Raw genomic sequence first — 20,126 nt, forward strand, 5'->3', positions numbered from 1 at the left:
TGGCGCCGCCGGGCCATGCCCGGCGGATTGCTTCATCCTTGGCCGGGCGCGGTACCGCCGCCCTGGTCAAGGTGCCGCAGGATCGCCGGCAACAGGTCACGTGCATCGCGACCGCCGTTGCACAGGAACGACGAACTCATCCGCTGCAGGTTGTGCATGCCGATGAAGAACAGCCCCGGCCGCGGAGAAACACCGAACTCGCCGAGGGGGTAGCCATGTGCGTCCAGCACGCCCTGAACGTCGAGCCAGGGCCATTCGGCGACGAAGCCGGTGGCCAGCACCACCGAGCGGATGCCTGCGGCCTGCAGATCCAGTTCACGCGGGGCGGCGTCCGGCTCCCAGTGCAGATAGACCTCTTCGGGAATGTAGCGGGCATCGTCGGTGCGCGGTTCGGGCCGCGTGGCGTAGTACGCGCTGGCCAGCGAATCGAGATAGGCATATTCGGTCCGTGTCGCTTCGATCGCGGTGCGCAGCTGCGGGCGTACATCGGCGAAGCGGGCGACATTTCCATCGAAGCCCTGCAACCGGCCCAGCAGCCTGATGCCCGCGCGGTGCATCGCCAGCAGGCTGATCGAGCTGCCCAGGCCGGCACGCCCCTTGCCGGAAATCAGCGGGAATTCGGCGGTACGGGCCTTGCGCAGCGCATCCGGTTCTCCGGCCAGGACGGCGGCCGCTTCACTCACATGCTGGTGGATACGCCCGGCCATGTCCCACCAGGTCATCGAGTCCTTGCCGCGCAGCCGGCGGGTATGCGAATGCCGCTGGGCCAGTGACCAGTGCACGCTGCGACCGCTGTCGCGCAGGTCCTGGGCGATCTGCGCGCCGGACTGGCCGCCACCGATGACCAGCACGCCGCCGTCGGGCAGCTGGCGGGGGTTGCGGTAGTCGCCGGAGTGCAGCACCGTCAGACCCCGCGCGGGCGCGAACGGGACCCGGGGCATCCGCGCGCGGCGGTACTCGCCGGTGGCGACCACAACCGCCCCAGCCCGGATCAATCCGTGGCTGGTTTCGATGGCATAGCCGCCCAATTCGGGCGTGACCCGCTGAACCGCACAACCTTCGCTGATCGGCAACGAACGTTCGTCGGCATAGTCGCGCAGCCGCCGGATCACCTCCGGGGCCCCCATGAAACCTTCCGGGTCGTCACCTGCATAGGCATGGCCGTGCAGGGCCATCGTCGCGTTGGCGGTGTTGGTCTGGAACGAATCCCAGCGCCGCTGCCAGCTGGCGCCCACGGTTTCGGCCTCCAGCACGCGATGCTCGACGCCGGCTTCCTGCAGGAGCGCGCTGAGGGACAGCCCGGCCTGGCCGGCGCCGATGATGACCAGCGGCAGCGTTGCAGGCAGGGAGCCCGGCAGGCGGGGCGGGAAAGGGGAGGGGCTGTCCGGGGAAGTCACCAGGATGGGTCCATGCAGGGGCTTGATCCGGGCCATTGCGCGGGGAATGCCCCGGGCCTTCAACAGATCCGGTTCTGAAAAACGTTGCAGATCGAGGCGTCGCCTGTGGTGTCTGGCCGGGACGGCCGCAGGGTCGTCCAGGGGAGCCCGGGCCTTTGCGCGGGCAGGCCACCATGGCGGGGGAAAACCGACACTCCCAGGGCCCCCGGAGCCGGCCAGCGGCCGCTTCCGCCTGCCGCCGTCATATCCCCTGGGCCCCCCGGCCGTTAGAATGGCGGCCGCTGTCCACCGCCCGCTCCCGGAGCCCCCATGCCCGTTGAAGCCCAGCCGGTAGCCACCGTCGTCGACACGACCGGTGCGCCCGGCTATCTCTCCATTCGTGACCTGCGCAAGGAATTCGACGGTTTCGTCGCCGTTGACGACGTCAATCTGGACGTGCGCAAGGGCGAAATCTTTGCCCTGCTCGGTGGCTCGGGCAGTGGCAAATCGACCCTGCTGCGCTGTCTGGGTGGCTTCGAGACGCCCACCAAGGGCAGCATCACCCTCGACGGCCAGCGCCTGGACGCGCTGCCGCCGTATCAGCGGCCGGTCAATATGATGTTCCAGTCCTACGCCCTGTTCCCGCACATGACGGTCGAGCAGAACATCGCCTTCGGCCTCAAGCAGGACGGGATGGCAAAGGACGCGATCAGCAAGCGCGTTGGCGAGATGCTGGACCTGGTGCAGATGGGGCACCTGGGCAAGCGCAAGCCGCATCAGCTGTCCGGCGGCCAGCAGCAGCGCGTGGCGCTGGCGCGGTCGCTGGCCAAAGGGCCGAAGCTGCTGTTGCTGGACGAGCCGATGGGCGCGCTGGACAAGAAACTGCGCTCGCAGATGCAGCTGGAACTGGTCAGCATCATCGAATCGTCGGGTGTGACCTGCGTGATGGTCACCCACGATCAGGAAGAAGCGATGACCATGGCCACCCGCATCGCGGTGATGGATGCCGGCTGGATCCAGCAGGTCGGCAAGCCGGACGAGGTCTACGAGCAGCCGGCCAACCGCTTCGTCGCCGAGTTCATCGGTTCGGTCAACCTGTTCGACGGGGTGATCGACGAGGACCTTCCCGAGTACGTGACCGTGCGCTCGCCGCTGTTCCCGGCGCCGATCTACATCGCCCATGGCATCACCGGCTATGAAGGGCAGCCGGTTGCGTTCGCGCTGCGCCCGGAGAAGGTGATGATCGGCAAGGACGAGCCGGAAGGGCACACCAACAAGGCGCAGGGCGTGATCGAGGACATTGCCTACTTCGGCAGCCACTCGGTGTACCACGTGCGCCTGCCCAGCGGTGCCAAGGTACTGGCCAACTTCGCCAACTCGCAGCGCTGGGCCAGTGACGGCCTGACCTGGGGCGACAGTGTGTGGGTGCACTGGCGCGACAACGACGGCGTGGTGCTGACCTCATGAGCGTCAGCGGCCTGAAGCGCTGGCTGCCGGGGCTGCGTGCCACGGTGATCGGCATTCCGTACCTGTGGCTGCTGCTGTTCTTCGCAGTGCCGTTCCTGATCGTGCTGATGATCAGCTTCTCGCTCAGCCGGGTCGGCTCGCCGCCGTATACTTGGCTGCTGCAGTACGCGGACGGCGGCTTCTCGCTGAAGCTGAACCTGGAGAACTACCTCGCGCTGTTCCGTGATTCGATCTATGCGCAGGCGTTCCTCAGCTCGATCAAGATCGCGGCGATCTCCACCTTCCTCACCCTGCTGATCGGCTATCCGATGGCCTATGCCATCGCGCGCCTGTCGCCGGCCGCACGCAACGTGGCGATGATGCTGGTGGTGCTGCCGTCATGGACCTCGTTCCTGATCCGCGTGTATGCGTGGAAGGCGATCCTGGACCGCAACGGCCTGCTCGACCAGTTCCTGCAGTTCACCGGCCTGCAGACGCTGATGACGTCGATGGGGCTGCCGAAACTGCAGCTGATCGACACCCCGACTGCCGCCTATATCGGCATCGTCTACTGCTACCTGCCGTTCATGGTGCTGCCGCTGTACGCCAACCTGGTCAAGCATGACCACCGCCTGCTGGAAGCGGCCTACGACCTCGGTGCCAAGCCGTGGCAGGCGTTCCTGCGCATCACCCTGCCGCTGTCGAAGGCGGGCATCATCGCCGGCTGCATGCTGGTGATGATCCCGGCGGTGGGTGAATTCGTGATCCCGGAAATGCTGGGTGGCTCGGAGACGCTGATGGTCGGCCGCCAGCTGTGGAACGAGTTCTTCAACAACCGCAACTGGCCGGGCGCCTCGGCGATGGCGGTGGCGATGATCCTGCTGCTGCTGGTGCCGATCCTGCTGTTCAACCGTTCCCAGCAGCGCCTGCTGGAAGGGAAGCAGGCATGAGCCCGCGTTCCGCCAAGGGCCTGGGGCTGGGCGTGCTGCTGCTCGGCTTCGCCTTCCTGTACCTGCCGATCCTGCTGTTGATGTTCTATTCGTTCAACAGCTCGCGGCTGGCGATGGTCTGGGCCGGGTTCTCCACCCGTGCTTACAGCGACCTGTTCGCCGACCGCGCGCTGATGGATGCGATGTGGACCAGCCTGGTGGTGGCGTTCTGGACCGCCTGTACCGCCACCGTGCTGGGCACGCTGGCGGCGATGGTGATGACCCGCTTCAAGCGCTTCCGCGGCAAGCCGCTGTTCGGCGCGCTGGTCACCGCGCCGCTGGTGATGCCGGATGTGATCCTGGGCTTCTCGCTGATGGCGCTGCTGGCCTCGATGGGCGCGATTCCCGGCTTCCCGGCGCGCGGCCTGACCACCATCTGGATCGCGCACGTCACCTTCACCCTGTGCTTCGTCACCGTGGTGGTGTCCTCGCGGTTGCAGGAAATGGACCTGTCGCTGGAAGAAGCGGCGATGGACCTGGGCGCCAGCCGGCTGACCGTGTTCGGCCGCATCACCCTGCCGATCATCGCGCCGGCGCTGGTGGCGGGCTGGCTGCTGGCGTTCACCCTGTCGCTGGATGACGTGGTGGTGGCCAGCTTCGTGGCCACGCCGGGCTCGACTACGCTGCCGATGAAGGTGTTCGCCTCGGTGCGCATGGGCATCAGCCCGAAGATCAACGCATTGGCCACGCTGCTGGTGTCGGCGGTGTCGATCGCCGCGGTGATCGGCTGGTACATCAATGCCCGCGCCGAGAAACGGCGCCAGCGCGACCTGCAGCTGGCACGGCAGGACAACGGCTGAGCCGGCGGTCTGCCGGCTGATCCGGCAACATCCGGCTCACGGGCAACCGCGCACAATGGGGATCTTCCAGATGGAGATCCCCCATGACCGTCGAGATTGTCGATCCGGCCACCGGCCAGGTGACCTACCGCCATGAACTGATGGGTGCTGCCGACGTCGAGCAGCGCCTGCAGGCCGCCGCCGATGCATTCCCCGGCTGGGCTGATCACTCGTTGCAGGAGCGGGGGGCGATCCTCAAGCAGATCGCTGGCCAACTGCGTGCGCGCCGTGACGATCTGCAGCAGGCGATGACCCATGAGATGGGCAAGCTCAAGGCCGAAGCGCTGGCCGAGGTCGACAAGTGCGCGGCGGCCTGCGAGTTCTACGCCGACCACGCAGCTGATTATCTCAAGCCGCAGCTGATCGACACCGAAGCCCAGCGCAGCTATGTGCGCTACGAGCCGATCGGCTGCGTGTTCGCGGTGATGCCGTGGAATTTCCCGATCTGGCAGGTGTTCCGTTTCCTCGCCCCGGCGTTCATGGCAGGCAACGTGGCCCTGCTCAAACACGCCAGCAACGTGCCGCAGTGCGCCGACCTGATCCTGGCGGTATGCCGTGACGGCGGCCTGCCCGACGGCGTGTTCGACGTGTTGCACATCGACAACGAGCAGGCCGCCGAGGTGCTGCGCGACACACGGGTGAAGGCGGTGACACTGACCGGCAGCGAGCGGGCAGGGCGCTCGATCGCTTCCAATGCCGGCGGCCAGCTGAAGAAATCGGTGATGGAGCTGGGCGGCAGCGATGCCTTCGTGGTGCTCGACGATGCCGACCTCGACAAGACCGTGGCGGCGGCGGTGAAGTCGCGCTTCGACAACAGCGGGCAGACCTGCATCGCGGCCAAGCGCTTCATCGTGGTCGAGACGGTGGCCGATGAGTTCACCCGGCGCTTCGTTGAAGCCGCGGGTGAGCGTCAGTACGGCGATCCCAATGAACGTGGCACCACGCTGGCGCCGATGGCGCGTGCGGACCTGCGCGATGAGCTGCACAAACAGGTGCAGGGCAGCGTGGCCAAGGGCGCGCGGGTACTGCTGGGTGGTGAGCCGATTGCGGGTACGCATGCCGGCTATCCGGCCACCGTGCTCGATCAGGTCGGCCCGGGCATGCCGGCCTACGACGAGGAGCTGTTCGGGCCGGTGGCTGCGGTGATCCGTGTCGCTGACGAGGCCGAGGCACTGCGCGTGGCCAACGACACCCGCTTCGGCCTGGGCGGCAGCGTGTGGACGCGCGATCCAGTGCGCGGCGAACGTTTCGCCCAGCGCATGGAGTGCGGTGCCGCGTTCGTCAACGCCATCGTCAAGAGCGACGCGCGGCTTCCGTTCGGCGGCAGCAAACAGTCCGGTTTCGGCCGGGAGCTGGCCGACCACGGCATCCATGAGTTCATGAACATCAAGACCGTCTACGTGGCTTGATGCCGAACGGTAGTGCCGGCCGCTGGCCGGCATTGCCTGGTTGCCGGCCAGCGGCCGGCACTACCAGAAGCGGGCCATGCGCCACGACCCACGGTCGTGGCCTACCGGTTTGGTGGGTATCGACCGTTGGTCGATACGCCCTACAACCACTTCGCGCGCTTGAACAACCGGTATAGCCCCACGCACACACCGCCCACGCCCACGATCATCAGCGGGTACGACCACGGCTCGCTCAGCTCAGGCATGTGGCTGAAGTTCATGCCGTACCAGCTGGTGATCAGTGTCGGCGCCGCCAGCAGCGCGGCCCATGCACCCAGCCGCTTGACCGTCTCGCCCTGCGCCAGCGTCACCAGCGACAGGTTCACGCTCAGTGCGGTGCCCAGCATCTCGCGCAGCGTGTCGATCACATCGCTGATGCGTACCGCGTGGTCGTGCACGTCGCGGATGTACAGCTTCACTTCGTCGGGGATCAGCTCGCCCTGGTAGCGGCGCAGCTGCGCCAGCACATCCTGCAGCGGCGCCACCGCCATCCGCATCTTGTTCAGCTCGCGCTTGAGCTCGTACAGCCGCACCACCGTGCTGCGCTTGTAGGTGTCGGCGAAGATGTCCTTCTCCAGCAGCTCCAGGGTGTCGCGGAAGCGGTGCACGATGGGCAGGTAGTTGTCGACCACGAAGTCGGTCACCGCGTACAGGCAGTACGACGGGCCCATCTTCAGCAGCTGCGGCTCGCGTTCCACCCGCGCACGCACCGGGGCATAGGACAGCGAAGCGCCATGGCGTACCGTCACCAGGAAGCGCGGGCCGAGGAAGGCATGGGTTTCGCCGTACTGGATGCGCTCGTCGACCATCTGCGCGGTGGTCACCACCACGAACATGGAATTGCCGTAGGTCTCGACCTTGGGCCGCTGGTGCGCGTTGCGCGCATCCTCGATGGCCAGGTCGTGCAGGCAGAACTCTTCCTGCAGTTTCAACAGCACATCATCATTGGGGTCGTACAGGCCGACCCAGACGAAGCCGTTGCCACTGGCAATGACATCGCTGATGGCGTCCAGGGTGATGTCGTGGCGTTTGCCCTCGTCATCGTAGTGGACGCAGTTGATGACGCAGGCGGGGTTGGCCGAGGCGGGCGCGGCAGCAGAGGCGGGCAATGACATGCCCGCCATCGTGCGTCAGGGCTGTGTTTTGGACAAGTGAGGAGTACGCCCCAGCACCCATGCCAGCGCGACGTGGACGGGCAGCAGCAGCACGATCCACTGCACGTTGTACTGTGCCTGCAGGCTCAGCCAGTGCAGTACCAGCGCGGCCACCGCCTGTACCGCCAGCAGCCACAGCACGATCCTGAACATGCGGCCCGGCACGCGACGACGCAGCAGGGCGATTGCACCCGGCAACAGCAGCACGGCCAGCGGCGAAAGCAACAGCAGGTTGCGATTGGCCCACGCGGCGTAGTGGATGCTGAAGCCCCACAGGAACACCAGCACGCCACCAAACAGGGCGCACAGCAGCCAGAACGGCAGGGCCAGCCCGGCCAGCAGGCGCGGGCGGTTGCGCAGCGCCAGCACGCCGCCGGCCACGATCAGCCCGAGCAGCAGCCACGGCCACCAGCGGCGCGCGAATTCCTTCGGCTCCGGATCGATACGATGCGGCAGCAGTTCCTGTTCGGACTGCACCAGCGGACGGCCATCGCTGTTGCGTGCCTGGCGCAGCGCATCGGCCAGGCGCATCGGCACGAAGGCTTCCTGCCAGCGCGACAGCGGCTGGTCGGCAAATGGCCCAAGGCCGACATCGAAGCCCAGCCACATCCACGGTGCCGGCGACGCCAGGCGGACCGATTCACTGCGGTAGGTGTTGCCGCGCGAGCGCCCCGACAGCTGCGACTGCAGGCCGCCACCCAATGCCTTGTCCACCGTGTCGCGCACCATCGTGGCGCAATTGGCGGTGTAGTAATCGTAGTGGTAGCGCGCGTTTTCCGGCTTGGCCCGCTCGGCCAGGTCGGCGGCCAGCGCACGCGCCTGGTCCGGGCGCAGGTCCAGCCACTGCACGCTGGCGCCACGGCCGGTCTCGTCGTAGTAGGACAGGTCCTGCTGCAGCGGCAGCGCCACCAGGTAATACATCATGTCGCCGCGTGCGAAGCGGCTGATGAAATCGTCCTCGGACGGATCGAAGTAGCCGAAGTTGTACGAGGTTGCCTCGCCGCTGACCGGATCGACCACGACGATGGCGTCGTGGCCGAAGCGTTCGAAGAACACGGTGCCCGGCTGCATGGTCACCACGCCGATGCGCGGGGCAGGGGCTTCAGCGTTGGTCGCGGGTACGGCAGGTGTGGCTGCCACCGGCTGCGCGAAGGCGGCCAGCGGCAGGGCCATGGCCAGCACGCACAGTGCCAGCCACACCATGAGGATCAGGCCGCGGCGCTTCAAGCGTCGTCCTGCGCGTCCGGCGGCAGCACGGTCACGTGGAAGGCCTGTACCCGGCGCGCATCGGCGCGGGCCACGCGGAACATGAAGCGATCCAGCGCCAGCTCGTCACCGACTTCCGGCAGATGGCCCACGGCCTCGGTGACCAGGCCGCCGATGGTGTCGTAGTCCTCGTCGGAGAACGTCGCGCCGAAGCGCTCGTTGAAGTCGCCGATCGGGGTCAGCGCGTCGACCACGTACTGGCCGTCGGACTGGATGGCGATCTGCGCCGAGGGATCTTCAGCCTCGTCATGCTCATCGTCGATCTCGCCGACGATCTGTTCCAGCACGTCCTCGATGGTGACCAGGCCGGCGACACCGCCGTACTCGTCGACCACGATGGCCATGTGGTTGCGCGACAGGCGGAATTCCTTCAGCAGCACGTTGAGCTTCTTCGCTTCCGGGATCAGCACCGCCGGGCGCAGCAGCTCGCGCACGTTGGCCGGGCCGTTGTCGGCAACCACGCCGCGCAGCAGGTCCTTTGCCAACAGGATGCCAAGGATGTCGTCCTTGTTCTCGCCGTGTACCGGGAAGCGCGAATGGCCGGATTCGACCACCTGCTTCATCAGTTCCAGGAAGGGCGCTTCAACCGGCAGCGAGACCATCTGCGAGCGCGAAATCATCACGTCGCCCACGGTCAGCTCGGCCACCGAAATGGCGCCTTCCATCATCTTCAGGGTATCGGCGGCGATCAGACCCTCTTCCTGCGCAGTGTGCAGGACAGCGACCAGCTCGTCGCGGGTATGGGGTTCGCCGGAGAAGGCGGAGGTCAGGCGTTCAAGCCAGCCGCGCTTCTTTTCACTGTGCTCCGCAGGGGAGCTACTACTGTCGTCTTCTGACATCTCTGGAAAAAAGGCACCCGGCAGGCCGGGCGTTGACCCAAGTCTAGCAGGATGTGACGGCCTGTCAGTGACTGCCGGTGGCCGGGGTTGGGGCGGCCGGGGCCGGCTCCTCCTCGGGCAGGTCCAGGCTGTAGGTGCAGCCGGCCAGGGTCTTGCCGGGGTGGGAGGCCACGGTGGAGACGCTGAGGATGATCGACTCGATCTGGGCCTCGCCGGTCTTCGGGTCGGTCACGTCGCGGCTGACCAGTTCGCGACCGGCCATGAACTTGCCGTCTTGGTCGTAGCCGGTCTCCAATCCCAGCCGTTTGGCCAGCGGGCGTGGGTCGGCCTGGTCGAGCACCGCCATGATGCTGGCGCCGGCCACCGCCACCCGCTCGGTCTGTTGGCCGAAGACGGTGATCGGGCCGGCCAGCCGGAACTCGCTCATGAACTGGTTGCCCTGCGGCAGCGGCTGCAGGCCCTGGGCCACGGCCTTCAGCGGATCGGCCAGCAGCGGCGCCAGCGCGGCCTGCTCGGCCACGCCCTGGCGGCATTCGATCAGGGCCGGCAGGTCCAGGCTGGTGGCGAAGGCGGCGGGAGCGGCGAGGGCACAGAGCAGGGGCAGGCAGCAGCGCAGTGACACGGTCGGTTTCCGCAGGCGAAGGGCCGCCATCATAGCCCCGGCGAGCGCCGGAACAGCCCGGTGAGAAGGCGCAGGAAACCGGTCATCGCCCGCCGCACGACCATCAGTGAGAGGGTCAGCACGACCGCAAGCATGGCGACCTGCATCGATTGCCCCGCGATGCGCGCCACCGCCGGCCACAGGCCCGGGCTGGTCAGCCAGGGCATCAGTTCCGCTGCCGCGGTCCTGGCCACTTTCATGTAGATCACAGCCAGCACGAACAGCACCAGCAGCGAGGTACGGCTGGCGTGGAAGAACGGGAGTGAGTTCACGGGGCGGCCCAGGCGGCGGTGCACGATCATCCGCCACAGGAGCGGAAGGGTCAGTGCACCCACCAGCGTCAGCACCATCGACGTTTCAAGCAGACCGGGGAGATGGGCCGGTTCCAACCGTCCGCTGAGGTGCGGGCCGATCATGCCGATCGCCAGCCCGGCCAGCAGGCACACGGGCGAGAGCAGGGCCAGGCTGCGCGGCAGCCAGTGCCTGCCGCTGGGTTCGTGGGCGCTGATGCGGCGCACGGCATACGCGCCCAGCACCAGCAGCATGGCGAACAAGGTGGCGCCGATCACAAACATCATTGAGCTGTTTCCCGAGGTCATCCTTGTTCCTCTCGTGTTCCTGGCGACGGGCGGTGGCCCGCTCAGCGCTCGCCCGCGTATGGATCGTCGATGCCCAGCTCGGCCAGGATTTCCCGCTCCAGCTGCTCCATCGCCTCGGCTTCCTTGTCGTCCTCGTGGTCCCAGCCGAGCAGGTGCAGCACGCCGTGCACGGTCAGATGCGCGTAATGGGCATTGAGCGCCTTGCTCTGTTCGTCGGCCTCCCGTGCCACGACCGGAGCACAGATCACCAGGTCACCCAGCAGCGGGAATTTGACGCCCTTGGGCAGGCCTTCGGGCACTTCGGCCGGGAAGCTGAGCACGTTGGTGGCGTAGTCCTTGCCGCGGTAATGGCGGTTCAGCGACTGTCCTTCCTTGGCATCGACCACGCGGATGGCCAGATCGGCCTCGCGGATGCGGCCCTTCAACGCGGCGGCCACCCACTTGCGGAAGCTCACTGCCGCCGGCAGGCCGGCGCGCGGCAGGGCATAGCTGACGGCGACGTCCAATCGCACGGGACCACGGGTCATGGAGTTGCTCCAGGTTGGATCTGATGCAGGTCGCGGCGGTCGTACGCGCTCACGATGCGCGCGACCAGCGGGTGGCGGACCACGTCACGGGATTCGAAGAAGGTGAAGCTGACGCCCTCGACCTCACGCAGCACGTCGATGGCGTCGCGCAGGCCGGACTTCACGTGCTTGGGCAGGTCGGTCTGGGTCAGGTCACCGGTGACCACCGCAGTGGAACCGTAGCCCAGGCGGGTCAGGAACATCTTCATCTGCTCGATGGTGGTGTTCTGTGCTTCGTCCAGGATCACGAACGCATCGTTGAGCGTGCGGCCGCGCATGTAGGCCAGCGGCGCGATCTCGATGACGTTCTTCTCCAGCAGCTTGACCACCTTTTCCACGCCCATCATCTCGTACAGGGCGTCGTACAGCGGTCGCAGGTAGGGATCGACCTTCTGGCTCAGGTCGCCGGGCAGGAAGCCCAGTTTCTCGCCGGCCTCCACCGCCGGGCGCACCAGGATCAGGCGCTGCACCCGCGATTCATTCAGTGCTTCGACCGCGCTGGCCACGGCCAGGAAAGTCTTGCCGGTACCGGCCGGGCCGATGCCGAAGTTGATGTCGTGGGTGGCGATCTGGTGCAGGTAACGGCCCTGGTTGGCGCCGCGGCCGCGCACCGTGCCGCGCTTGACCTTGATCGCAACCTCCTGCGCTTCGTAGGAGCGCTCGGCGATCTGCTCGACATTGGCCTGCGCCAGGCGCAGGTGGATGGCGTGGTTGTCGAAGGTCGTTTCGCCGGCTTCGGCGTACAGCGCTTCAACCAGCTTCTGCGCCTCGACGATGGCTTCGTTGGGGCCGCTGATGCGGAACACGAAGCCACGATTTGCGATCTCCACGCCGAGCTTCAGCTCGATCTGGCGCAGGTGCCCGTCGAAGGGGCCGCACAGGTTGGCCAGTCGCTCGTTGTCTTCCGGCGACAGGGTGAAGTCTCGATGATCGATGCTTTTCATTGCTTGGGGTGGGGCGGACGCCTTCCACCGCAGTGTATTCAGGGAGGACAAGGGTAGCGCGCGTGCGGGGCACACGGCCAGCAGACGGTCGATACAGCGTTTTCCACACCCGGTGTGGACGGGGCACGCGGAAACCTGTGGATAGACCTTCGCACTGCTTGTGCCACAAGGCCCATGAGGTCCTGGTGAAAAAAGCGTCATGGTCGCCGGTCGCTACGGCAGCACTGCCACGGGTGGCCTGCGCGGGGGGCATTCATCGTGATGGCAGTGCAGGTTTCGTTGCCCGGCGAGCAACAGCGCGAGGTCGTGCCGGATTTCCACAACGGTTGTGGAATGATGCCGAATCAACCTGTGGATAGGTGGTGCGGAGCCTTGCAGCAAAAGGCTTGCCCACGCGTGGTGAAAAAACCGTCAGGGCTGATTGGAATCATTGAGGGTGCACGGGGCACATGGCACCGTGTCGCCGTCGCAGGAGGGGATGGCATGGGCATCGGCAACGGGATGCGTGGAATCGGACTGGCGGGCATCGGCCTGCTGGTGGGGTGTGGGCAGTCAACGCCGACTGCGCTGGGCACGCTGGAGTGGGACCGGATCACGGTGCCGGCACCGGCGGCCGAAGTGATCGCCACGGTGGAGGTGCGCGAGGGCCAGCAGGTCAAGGCCGGGACCGTGCTGATGCAGCTGGACCCGGCGCGGGGAGACGCGCAGTTCGCCGCAGCGCAGGCTGATACGGCGCGTGCGCAGGCGCAGCTGGAAGAACTGCAGATCGGCCCACGCCAGGAGCAGATCGCTCAGGCCCAGGCACAACTGGCCGCGTTGCGCGCACAGGCTGCCGAAGCAAGTGCCTATTACCGACGGGTCCAGCCGTTGGCACAGCAGCACTTGATTGCCGCCGCTGAACTGGATCGAGCACGCGCCGCCGCCGGCAATGCCGAAGCCAGCGTGCGTGCTGCCGAGCAGGCCTGGCTGGAGCAGGTGCACGGCAGCCGTGTGCAGGATATCGCCCAGGGCCAGGCGGCCGCCGATGCCGCACGGGCACAGCAGGTGGTACAGAGCGTGAACCTGCAGAAGCTGCAGTTGCGTGCACCGCGCGACGGGGTAGTCGATGCATTGCCCTACCGGCAGGGGGACCAGGCACCGATCGGTGCGCCGCTGGCAGTGATGCTGGTCGGCGAGCGCCCCTATGCGCGCGTCTACCTGCCGCAACCGCTGCGTCTGCAGGTCAAGGTCGGGCAGGCCGCGCAGATACAGCTGGAAGGCGGCAACACCGTGCTGAAGGGGCATGTACGTGCGATCCGTAGCGAACCATCGTTCACGCCGTACTACGCACTGACCGGCGATGACGTCGAACGGCTGAGCTACCTCGCTGAGATTGAAGTGGACGGGAACAGCGACATGCAGAAACTGCCAGCGGGTCTTCCGGTACAGGTGCGCTTCTGAACACCGGTGCGGACATCGCGGTGCATGCGCAGGGCCTGACCCGCCGCTTCGGCGAGCTGCTGGCCGTGGACAACGTCGACCTGACCGTACCGCGCGGACAGGTATACGGTTTTCTGGGCCCGAACGGGTCTGGCAAGTCGACCACCATCCGCATGCTGTGCGGCCTGCTGGAACCCAGCGCAGGGCAGATCGAGGTGCTGGGGTTGGCGGTTCCCGAGCAGGCCGAAGCGCTGCGCCGACGCATCGGCTACATGACCCAGCGCTTCTCGTTGTACGAAGATCTGTCGGTGCGCGAGAACCTGGAGTTCCTCGCCGCCATCCAGGACCTGCCGCGCGCACAGGCCCGGCAGCGGGTCGACGAACTGCTGCAGCAATACCGGCTGCAGGACCGCCAGCCACAACTGGCTGGCACGCTCAGTGGTGGCCAGAAGCAGCGCCTGGCCCTGGCCGGTGCCGTGGTGCATTCGCCCGAACTGCTGTTCCTGGACGAGCCGACCAGTGCGGTCGATCCCGAATCGCGCCGCGATTTCTGGGAAGCCCTGTTCGAGCTGGCTGATGCCGGCACCACGGTGCTGGTGTCGACCCACTACATGGACGAGGCCGAGCGCTGCCACCGGCTGGCAATCCTTGATCGTGGCGCACTGGTGGCCGACGGCACGCCGGCCGAACTGTGTGCACGGCTGGACGGCCGCACGCTGCAGGTCACCTCGACGCAGCCGCGCCAGGCCAGCCGCGCACTGTCTGAGCTGCCCGGCGTGCTGAGCGTGGCGCAGATCGGCACCCAGCTGCGGGTATTGTGCAGCGAGGATGTCGCGGACGCCGCCGCATTGCGGCGCGCGCTGGCCAGCGCCGATCCGCAGGCCCGCATCGAGGCGGTGGCACCGAACCTGGAAGACGTGTTCGTGGCGGCCACCCGCGGCCGTGGCCGGGAGCCGGCGGCATGAACCTGCGCCGCCTGTGGGCGATCATGCTCAAGGAGCTGCGGCAGCTACGCCGCGACCGCATCACGCTGGCGATGATCGTCGGCATTCCGGTGATGCAGCTGCTGCTGTTCGGCTATGCGATCAATCTCAACCTGCGCCATCTCAACGCCGGTGTCGCCGACCAGGCCAACAGCGCCGCTTCGCGCGCGCTGGTGCAGGACATGGTCGCCACCGGCGTGATCACGCCGCGCAGCGAGGCGTACACGCCCGATCAACTGATGCAGGCGCTGCGCCGTGGCGAAATCAGTGTCGGCATCGTGGTGCCGGCCGACTTCGAGCGTCGTCGCTTCGATGGACGCGAGGCGGTACAGGTGCTGGTCGACGGCAGCGACACCGTGGTACAGAGCGCAGCGATCCAGCTGGCACAGGTGCCGCTGGATACGCGCCCGACCAGCAACACGCGGCCGCTGCGCGAAGGCAGCATCGCCGGTGGTCCGATCAGCGTGACCAGTTTCTACAACCCGCAGCGGCGTTCGGCGGTGAACATCGTGCCGGGGCTGATCGGGGTGATCCTGACCATGACCCTGGTGATGTTCACGGCCGTAGCGGTGGTGCGCGAACGCGAGCGCGGCAACATGGAACTGCTGATCGCCACACCGGTGTCGCGCAGCGAACTGATGGTCGGCAAGGTGCTGCCCTATGCGGCCATCGGTCTGCTGCAGACCACGCTGGTATTGGTGCTGGGCACCTGGCTGTTCCAGGTGCCGATCCGCGGCAGCCTGCTGGACATCTATCTGGCCGCGGTGCTGCTGGTGCTGGCCAACCTGGCGCTGGGCCTGCTGATCTCAACGCGCGCGCGCTCGCAGTTCCAGGCGATGCAGATGACGTTGTTCCTGTTCCTGCCGTCGATCCTGTTGTCGGGCTTCATGTTCCCGTTCGCCGGCATGCCACGGCCGGTGCAGTGGCTGGCCGAAGTGCTGCCGCTGACCCACTTCCTGCGCCTGGTGCGCGGCATCATGCTGCGCGGCGCCTCGCTGTGGGAGCTGTGGCACGATGCACTGGCGCTGCTGGCCTTCATCGTGGTGATGATGACCCTGGCGATCCTGCGTTTCCGCAAGCGATTGGATTGAGGCATGCCATCCGGTAGTGCCGGCCGCTGGCCGGCATCAACTCCGGTGGGTGCCGACCGTTGGTCGGCACACCCTAACCTTATTCCGCCACCACCCGCGCGCGCAGCGAATTGGTCAGCGCTTCGGTGATCACTACGTCCACGAACTGGCCGATCAATCGTGCCGGCGCCGGGAAGTTCACCGAACGCATGTTTTCGGTCTTGCCGGTCAGTTCGTTCGGGTTCTTCCGCGAAGGACCTTCCACCAGCACCGTCTGCACGGTACCGACCATCTTCTCGGAGATGCCGGCGGCGTGTGCATTGATGCGCTCCTGCAGGCGCGACAGGCGCGCGTGCTTCTCGGCATCGCTGATCGTGTCCTCCAGGTCCGCAGCCGGCGTACCCGGGCGACGCGAATAGATGAAGGAGAAGCTGTGGTCGAAGCCGATGTCCTCGATCAGCTTCATGGTCTTCTCGAAATCGGCATCGGTCTCGCCGGGGAAGCCAACGATGAAGTCCGAGCTGATCGAGATGTCCGGGCGCACCGCGCGCAGCTTGCGGATCTTCGACTTGAACTCCAGTGCGGTGTAGCCACGCTTCATCGCCGACAGCACGCGGTCGCTGCCGGCCTGCACCGGCAGGTGCAGGAAGTTGGCCAGCTGCGGGACGTCGCGGAACGCATCGATCAGCGAATCGCTGAACTCCAGCGGGTGCGAGGTGGTGAAGCGGATGCGGCCGACGCCGTCGATCTCGGCGATGGTGCGGATCAGCAGGCCGAGGTCGGCGAACTCGCCGTCGCCATACGGGCCACGATAGGCGTTGACGTTCTGGCCGAGCAGGTTGATCTCACGCACGCCCTGTGCAGCCAGCTGCGCCACCTCCACCACCACGTCCTCGAACGGGCGGCTGACTTCGGTACCGCGGGTGTAGGGCACCACGCAGAACGAGCAGTACTTGGAACAGCCTTCCATGATCGAGACGAAGGCCGAAGCGCCTTCGGCGCGCGGTTCCGGCAGGCGGTCGAACTTCTCGATCTCGGGGAAGCTGATGTCCACCTGCGGGCGCTTCTGCTCGCGCCGTGCACGGATCAGTTCCGGCAGGCGGTGCAGGGTCTGCGGGCCGAACACCAGGTCGACGAACGGCGCGCGCTTGATGATTGCCTCGCCTTCCTGCGAAGCGACGCAGCCGCCGACGCCGATGATGACCTCGCGGCCCTTGTTCTTCAGGCCCTTCCACACGCCCAGCTGGCTGAACACCTTCTCCTGCGCCTTCTCGCGGATGGAGCAGGTATTGACCAGGATGACGTCGGCGTCGTCCGGGCTGTCGGTCAGTTCCAGCCCATCGCTGGCGGCAAGCACGTCGGCCATCTTGGCCGAGTCGTACTCGTTCATCTGGCAACCGTGGGTCTTGATGTACAGCTTGCCTTTCACCTGGTCGGGCTTGCGCGGACCGGCGGGCAGGGCAACGAGCGGGGTACCGCCCGGCGTGGCGGGCGGAAAGACGTCTGGCGTCCCGGTCATGGCGCTTAATCCATTCGGGTGGCGGGAAAGCGGGCAATTCTACCCGCATCCCAGCGCGCGCGCCGGCCCAGTAGAGCCAGGCCATGCCTGGCTGCTTTCCGTCGCGCAGGCACGGCGGGCGGGTCACCCACGCATGGCGTGGATCTACTGGAATTCCGGGTCCGCCCCCCCGGTAGCGCCCGGCCGCGCCCGTCGGCACGCCTCAGGCCGCTGCCAGCTCCGCATCGATCTGCCGCGAACGGTCAAAGGCGGTCATCGCACTCATTCGCGCGATGTAGTCAGCCGTGGCCGGCGCCGGCTGCACCAGGCCGAAGGCGGTGGTCCAGGCCAGCGCATTGCCCCACAGCACGTCGGCGGCGCTCATCGTCTCGCCGAGCAGGTACGGCCCCTGTGCCAGCTGGGCTTCGATCACCTGCAGCACCGTCTCCGCGTCGTTGTAGGGCGACATCAGGCGCGGCGGCGGCTCGCGATGCATCGCCTTGTCGATCATCGCCGGCTCGAAACAGGCGCCGTAGAAGGCCATCCAGCGCAGGTAGGGGCCGCGCAGGGCGTCGCCGATCGGCGGGGCCAGCCCAGCTTCCGGATACAGGTCGGCCAGGTACAGATAAATGGCTACCTGCTCGGTCACCAGCGCGCCGTTGTGGACGATGGCCGGCACCTTGCCCATCGGGTTGATGGCCAGGTAGGCCGGGGCCAGGTTGGCGCCGGCCTTCAGGTCCAGCACCTGCATGCGGTAGTCGGCACCCAGCGCTTCGAGCAGGGCCACGGCGCCGCTCGAGCGTGAACGGGCGGCGTGGTACAGGGTGATCTGGCGGGATGTCATGGCATTGCTCCTTGCGGTGGGTGGTGAACTGGAGCTCATCCTGGGGCACTATTGCGGACGACTTCTGTCCTCGATCCTTCATGCGCCATACCGCCCATCGACTGTTGCGCCTGATCGCCCTGCTGCAGGCCCGTCGCCAGTGGTCCGGGGCCGAGTTGGCCGAGCGCATGGGCGTGGACCGGCGCAGCATCCGCCGTGACATCGAGCGGCTGCGTGAGCTGGGTTACCCCGTGCAGGCCTCGGCCGGGGTCGGCGGTGGCTACCAGCTCGGCGCCGGCGCACCGGTGCTGCCGATGCTGCTTGACGAGGAGGAGGCGACCACCCTGGCCATCGCCCTGCGCGCCGCCTCGGCGACCGTCGCCGGCATCGACGACACGGCGCGGGGCCTGCTGTCCAAGCTCGACCCGCTGGTGCCGACCCGTCGCCGCCAGCAGGCCGGCGAGGTGCACGCCGCTACCGCCACCCTGTCCGAGCTGCCGGCCACCGATGCGCGCCTGCTCGGACGGCTGGCCCAGCATTGCCGGCAGGCTTCGCGCTTGGCTTTCGAGTACCGCAGCGCGCAGGATGCGGTCACCCAGCGCGAGGTCGAGGCCCAGCACCTGGTCAACTACGGCCGGCGCTGGTACCTGCTGGCCTGGGATCTGGGCCGCCAGGACTGGCGTACCCTTCGCGTGGACCGGATGGGAACGGTGCGGGAATGTGCCGAGCCGGGCATGCACCGGCGCACCCCGGCGCCACCGGACGTGATGGTGCGGCAGGCGGTCAGCCAGGCCCCGTTCGCGCTGCAGGCGATCCTCCGCCTGGCCGGCAGCTACGCGGAGCTGGAAGGACGCATCCCGCCCTGGTGCGGCGTGCTGGAAACCGATGGCGCGGACCATTGCCTGCTGCGGATGGGGGCCGAAAGCCGCGGCATGATGCTGGCGCAGATCCTGAGCCTGGACCGGCTGCCGGTGGCGCTGTGGACCACGCCGCCCGGCCTGCGTGACGAACTGGCCCAACGCCTGGCAGGGTTGGGCCAGCTGCTGGCTGTGCCGCCGGTCACAGCCTGAGCCGCATCGCTTGGCAAGTTCCGGCGAAGCTGGGACACTCGCCGCCATGAAGGGGATACTGGGGACAACGGCGATCATCATCGCTGCGCTGGCCGCTGCGCCGGCCAGCGCCGGAACCCTGTACAAGTGCCAGGGCCCTGACGGCGTCACCAGTTATGTGAGCAAGCGGGTGGCCGGTGCGCGCTGCAGCACCATCAGCTACAGCCGTGACACCCGTCCGGCGCCGCGCCCGGTAGTGGCCGCGCCCAGGCCGGCGCCGACCACGGTGGCCAGCATCGAACGCAATCCGGGGGCCGTTGCCGCCGGTGCCGCAGCGCCGGCAACGCTCGCGCCCGCGTCCGTACCCGCATCCGTACCCGCGCAGCCGGTCGCGTCGCGCGCCGGTCGCATGGTCAGCGGTCAGGTCTATTCCTTCATGAAGGACGGCGTGCGCCACTACACCAGTGCGCGCCCGACCCAGGTGGCCAACCTCGGTCCGGTACGGACCATCCGCTACAGTTTCATGGAGCGTTGCTACGCCTGCGGCGTCAATCCGCGCGTGGACTTCGGCACGGTGCGCCTGAACACCACGGCTTTCCAGGGCGAGATCAGCTCGGCCGCGCGCGAGTTCGGCGTGGAAGAGGCCGTGGTGCGCGCGATCATCCATGCCGAGTCGGCCTACAACCCAACCGCGCTCAGCCGCGCGGGTGCGCAGGGCCTGATGCAGCTGATGCCGCCAACCGCTGCCCGCTTCGGGGTCAGTGACTCCTACGACGCCGGGCAGAATATCCGTGGCGGCGTGCAGTATCTTGCATGGCTGCTGAAACGCTTCAATGGCGACCTGACCCTGGCGGCGGCGGGCTACAACGCCGGCGAAGGTGCGGTCGATCGCCACGGCGGCGTGCCGCCCTACAGCGAGACGCAGTACTACGTGCGCCGGGTCGGGCAGCTGGCGGAGCGTTACCGCACCGCATTGACGCACCAGTAGTGTCGGCCGCTGGCCGGCAACCGCTGGGCAATGGCCGGTACCGACCGGCCGCTGGCCGGCAACCCCGCAATCAATATTGTTGCAATGCGTTGTGTGGCGCGCGACGGTTCAGCTACACTCGACCGTGATTCAATGCGGCTCTGGCCCCCACCGGATCCGCTGGCAGCCT

Annotated in this window: 19 protein-coding genes; 9 read left to right on the forward strand and 10 right to left on the reverse strand. The window is 67.2% G+C overall.

The features are described 5' to 3' along the window. Positions 1 to 32 precede the first annotated feature (32 nt). Positions 33 to 1,433 carry a flavin-containing monooxygenase gene (locus ACSYS9_RS07030; RefSeq protein ID WP_071228405.1) on the reverse strand — a complete coding sequence of 467 codons (1,401 nt, stop codon included), beginning with the start codon at positions 1,431 to 1,433 and terminating at the stop codon, positions 33 to 35. Positions 1,434 to 1,706: 273 nt separating this feature from the next. Here ACSYS9_RS07030 and ACSYS9_RS07035 point away from each other — a divergent pair, with 273 nt between their 5' ends. The 4 genes from ACSYS9_RS07035 (at position 1,707) to ACSYS9_RS07050 (ending at position 6,059) form a co-directional block, all read left to right on the forward strand. Next, positions 1,707 to 2,843, forward strand: a complete 1,137-nt coding sequence (locus tag ACSYS9_RS07035; RefSeq protein ID WP_071228404.1) for an ABC transporter ATP-binding protein — start codon at positions 1,707 to 1,709, stop codon at positions 2,841 to 2,843. Beyond that, entirely contained in the window at positions 2,840 to 3,772 is a 933-nt protein-coding gene (locus ACSYS9_RS07040; protein ID WP_071228403.1) for an ABC transporter permease subunit, read from the forward strand. Before ACSYS9_RS07035 ends, ACSYS9_RS07040 begins: the two co-directional genes overlap by 4 nt. Continuing rightward, on the forward strand, positions 3,769 to 4,611 hold the full coding sequence (locus ACSYS9_RS07045; protein WP_008267688.1) for an ABC transporter permease subunit: 843 nt from the start codon (positions 3,769 to 3,771) through the stop codon (positions 4,609 to 4,611). Before ACSYS9_RS07040 ends, ACSYS9_RS07045 begins: the two co-directional genes overlap by 4 nt. A gap of 83 nt (positions 4,612 to 4,694) precedes the next feature. After that, positions 4,695 to 6,059, forward strand: coding sequence for an NAD-dependent succinate-semialdehyde dehydrogenase (locus tag ACSYS9_RS07050; protein ID WP_071228402.1), 1,365 nt, complete (start codon positions 4,695 to 4,697; stop codon positions 6,057 to 6,059). Positions 6,060 to 6,199: 140 nt separating this feature from the next. Here ACSYS9_RS07050 and ACSYS9_RS07055 read toward each other — a convergent pair whose 3' ends face one another. From ACSYS9_RS07055 to ACSYS9_RS07085, 7 genes are all read right to left on the reverse strand, one after another. After that, positions 6,200 to 7,222, reverse strand: coding sequence for a magnesium and cobalt transport protein CorA (locus ACSYS9_RS07055; RefSeq protein ID WP_012510579.1), 1,023 nt, complete (start codon positions 7,220 to 7,222; stop codon positions 6,200 to 6,202). Between the two features lie 6 nt (positions 7,223 to 7,228). Beyond that, a complete protein-coding gene (locus ACSYS9_RS07060) occupies positions 7,229 to 8,479 on the reverse strand; it encodes a lipoprotein N-acyltransferase Lnb domain-containing protein (RefSeq protein ID WP_049399902.1) in 1,251 nt (416 codons plus the stop codon). Next, positions 8,476 to 9,357: an HlyC/CorC family transporter gene (locus tag ACSYS9_RS07065; RefSeq protein WP_005408827.1), complete on the reverse strand. Its 882-nt coding sequence runs from the start codon at positions 9,355 to 9,357 to the stop codon at positions 8,476 to 8,478. Before ACSYS9_RS07065 ends, ACSYS9_RS07060 begins: the two co-directional genes overlap by 4 nt. A 64-nt stretch (positions 9,358 to 9,421) precedes the next feature. Further along, positions 9,422 to 10,009, reverse strand: coding sequence for a hypothetical protein (locus ACSYS9_RS07070; protein ID WP_189719771.1), 588 nt, complete (start codon positions 10,007 to 10,009; stop codon positions 9,422 to 9,424). Further along, positions 10,009 to 10,617, reverse strand: coding sequence for a hypothetical protein (locus ACSYS9_RS07075; RefSeq protein WP_071228400.1), 609 nt, complete (start codon positions 10,615 to 10,617; stop codon positions 10,009 to 10,011). Before ACSYS9_RS07075 ends, ACSYS9_RS07070 begins: the two co-directional genes overlap by 1 nt. Before the next feature lie 41 nt (positions 10,618 to 10,658). After that, positions 10,659 to 11,144: an rRNA maturation RNase YbeY gene (gene ybeY, locus ACSYS9_RS07080; RefSeq protein WP_049399905.1), complete on the reverse strand. Its 486-nt coding sequence runs from the start codon at positions 11,142 to 11,144 to the stop codon at positions 10,659 to 10,661. Then, positions 11,141 to 12,127: a PhoH family protein gene (locus tag ACSYS9_RS07085; protein ID WP_019337148.1), complete on the reverse strand. Its 987-nt coding sequence runs from the start codon at positions 12,125 to 12,127 to the stop codon at positions 11,141 to 11,143. Before ACSYS9_RS07085 ends, ybeY begins: the two co-directional genes overlap by 4 nt. A gap of 483 nt (positions 12,128 to 12,610) precedes the next feature. Between ACSYS9_RS07085 and ACSYS9_RS07090 the strand changes: the two genes are divergently transcribed. From ACSYS9_RS07090 to ACSYS9_RS07100, 3 genes are read left to right on the forward strand one after another with little or no spacing between them, the layout of a single operon-like run. After that, on the forward strand, positions 12,611 to 13,567 hold the full coding sequence (locus tag ACSYS9_RS07090; RefSeq protein WP_071228399.1) for an HlyD family secretion protein: 957 nt from the start codon (positions 12,611 to 12,613) through the stop codon (positions 13,565 to 13,567). Positions 13,568 to 13,587: 20 nt separating this feature from the next. Beyond that, the gene (locus ACSYS9_RS07095) at positions 13,588 to 14,511 is read left to right on the forward strand and encodes an ABC transporter ATP-binding protein (protein WP_049399907.1); all 924 of its coding nucleotides are present in this window, start codon (positions 13,588 to 13,590) and stop codon (positions 14,509 to 14,511) included. Beyond that, positions 14,508 to 15,620: an ABC transporter permease gene (locus tag ACSYS9_RS07100; protein WP_049399908.1), complete on the forward strand. Its 1,113-nt coding sequence runs from the start codon at positions 14,508 to 14,510 to the stop codon at positions 15,618 to 15,620. The genes ACSYS9_RS07095 and ACSYS9_RS07100 overlap by 4 nt, the downstream gene beginning before the upstream one ends. 79 nt (positions 15,621 to 15,699) lie before the next feature. Here the strand turns inward: ACSYS9_RS07100 and miaB are convergent, their stop codons facing one another. Continuing rightward, on the reverse strand, positions 15,700 to 17,118 hold the full coding sequence (gene miaB / locus ACSYS9_RS07105; RefSeq protein ID WP_049399909.1) for a tRNA (N6-isopentenyl adenosine(37)-C2)-methylthiotransferase MiaB: 1,419 nt from the start codon (positions 17,116 to 17,118) through the stop codon (positions 15,700 to 15,702). A gap of 202 nt (positions 17,119 to 17,320) precedes the next feature. Further along, positions 17,321 to 17,941, reverse strand: a complete 621-nt coding sequence (locus tag ACSYS9_RS07110; RefSeq protein ID WP_012510589.1) for a glutathione S-transferase family protein — start codon at positions 17,939 to 17,941, stop codon at positions 17,321 to 17,323. 80 nt (positions 17,942 to 18,021) lie between these two features. On the opposite strand from ACSYS9_RS07110, the gene ACSYS9_RS07115 reads away from it, so the two are divergent. Together ACSYS9_RS07115 and ACSYS9_RS07120 are read left to right on the forward strand one after the other, a co-directional pair. Beyond that, the gene (locus ACSYS9_RS07115) at positions 18,022 to 18,990 is read left to right on the forward strand and encodes a helix-turn-helix transcriptional regulator (RefSeq protein ID WP_071228398.1); all 969 of its coding nucleotides are present in this window, start codon (positions 18,022 to 18,024) and stop codon (positions 18,988 to 18,990) included. A gap of 46 nt (positions 18,991 to 19,036) precedes the next feature. Then, positions 19,037 to 19,957 carry a lytic transglycosylase domain-containing protein gene (locus tag ACSYS9_RS07120; protein ID WP_071228397.1) on the forward strand — a complete coding sequence of 307 codons (921 nt, stop codon included), beginning with the start codon at positions 19,037 to 19,039 and terminating at the stop codon, positions 19,955 to 19,957. Positions 19,958 to 20,126: the final 169 nt, after the last annotated feature.

Origin of the sequence: Stenotrophomonas sp. STK17_22, assembly GCF_051983905.1 — a bacterium.
GTDB classification, from domain to species: domain Bacteria; phylum Pseudomonadota; class Gammaproteobacteria; order Xanthomonadales; family Xanthomonadaceae; genus Stenotrophomonas; species Stenotrophomonas maltophilia_A.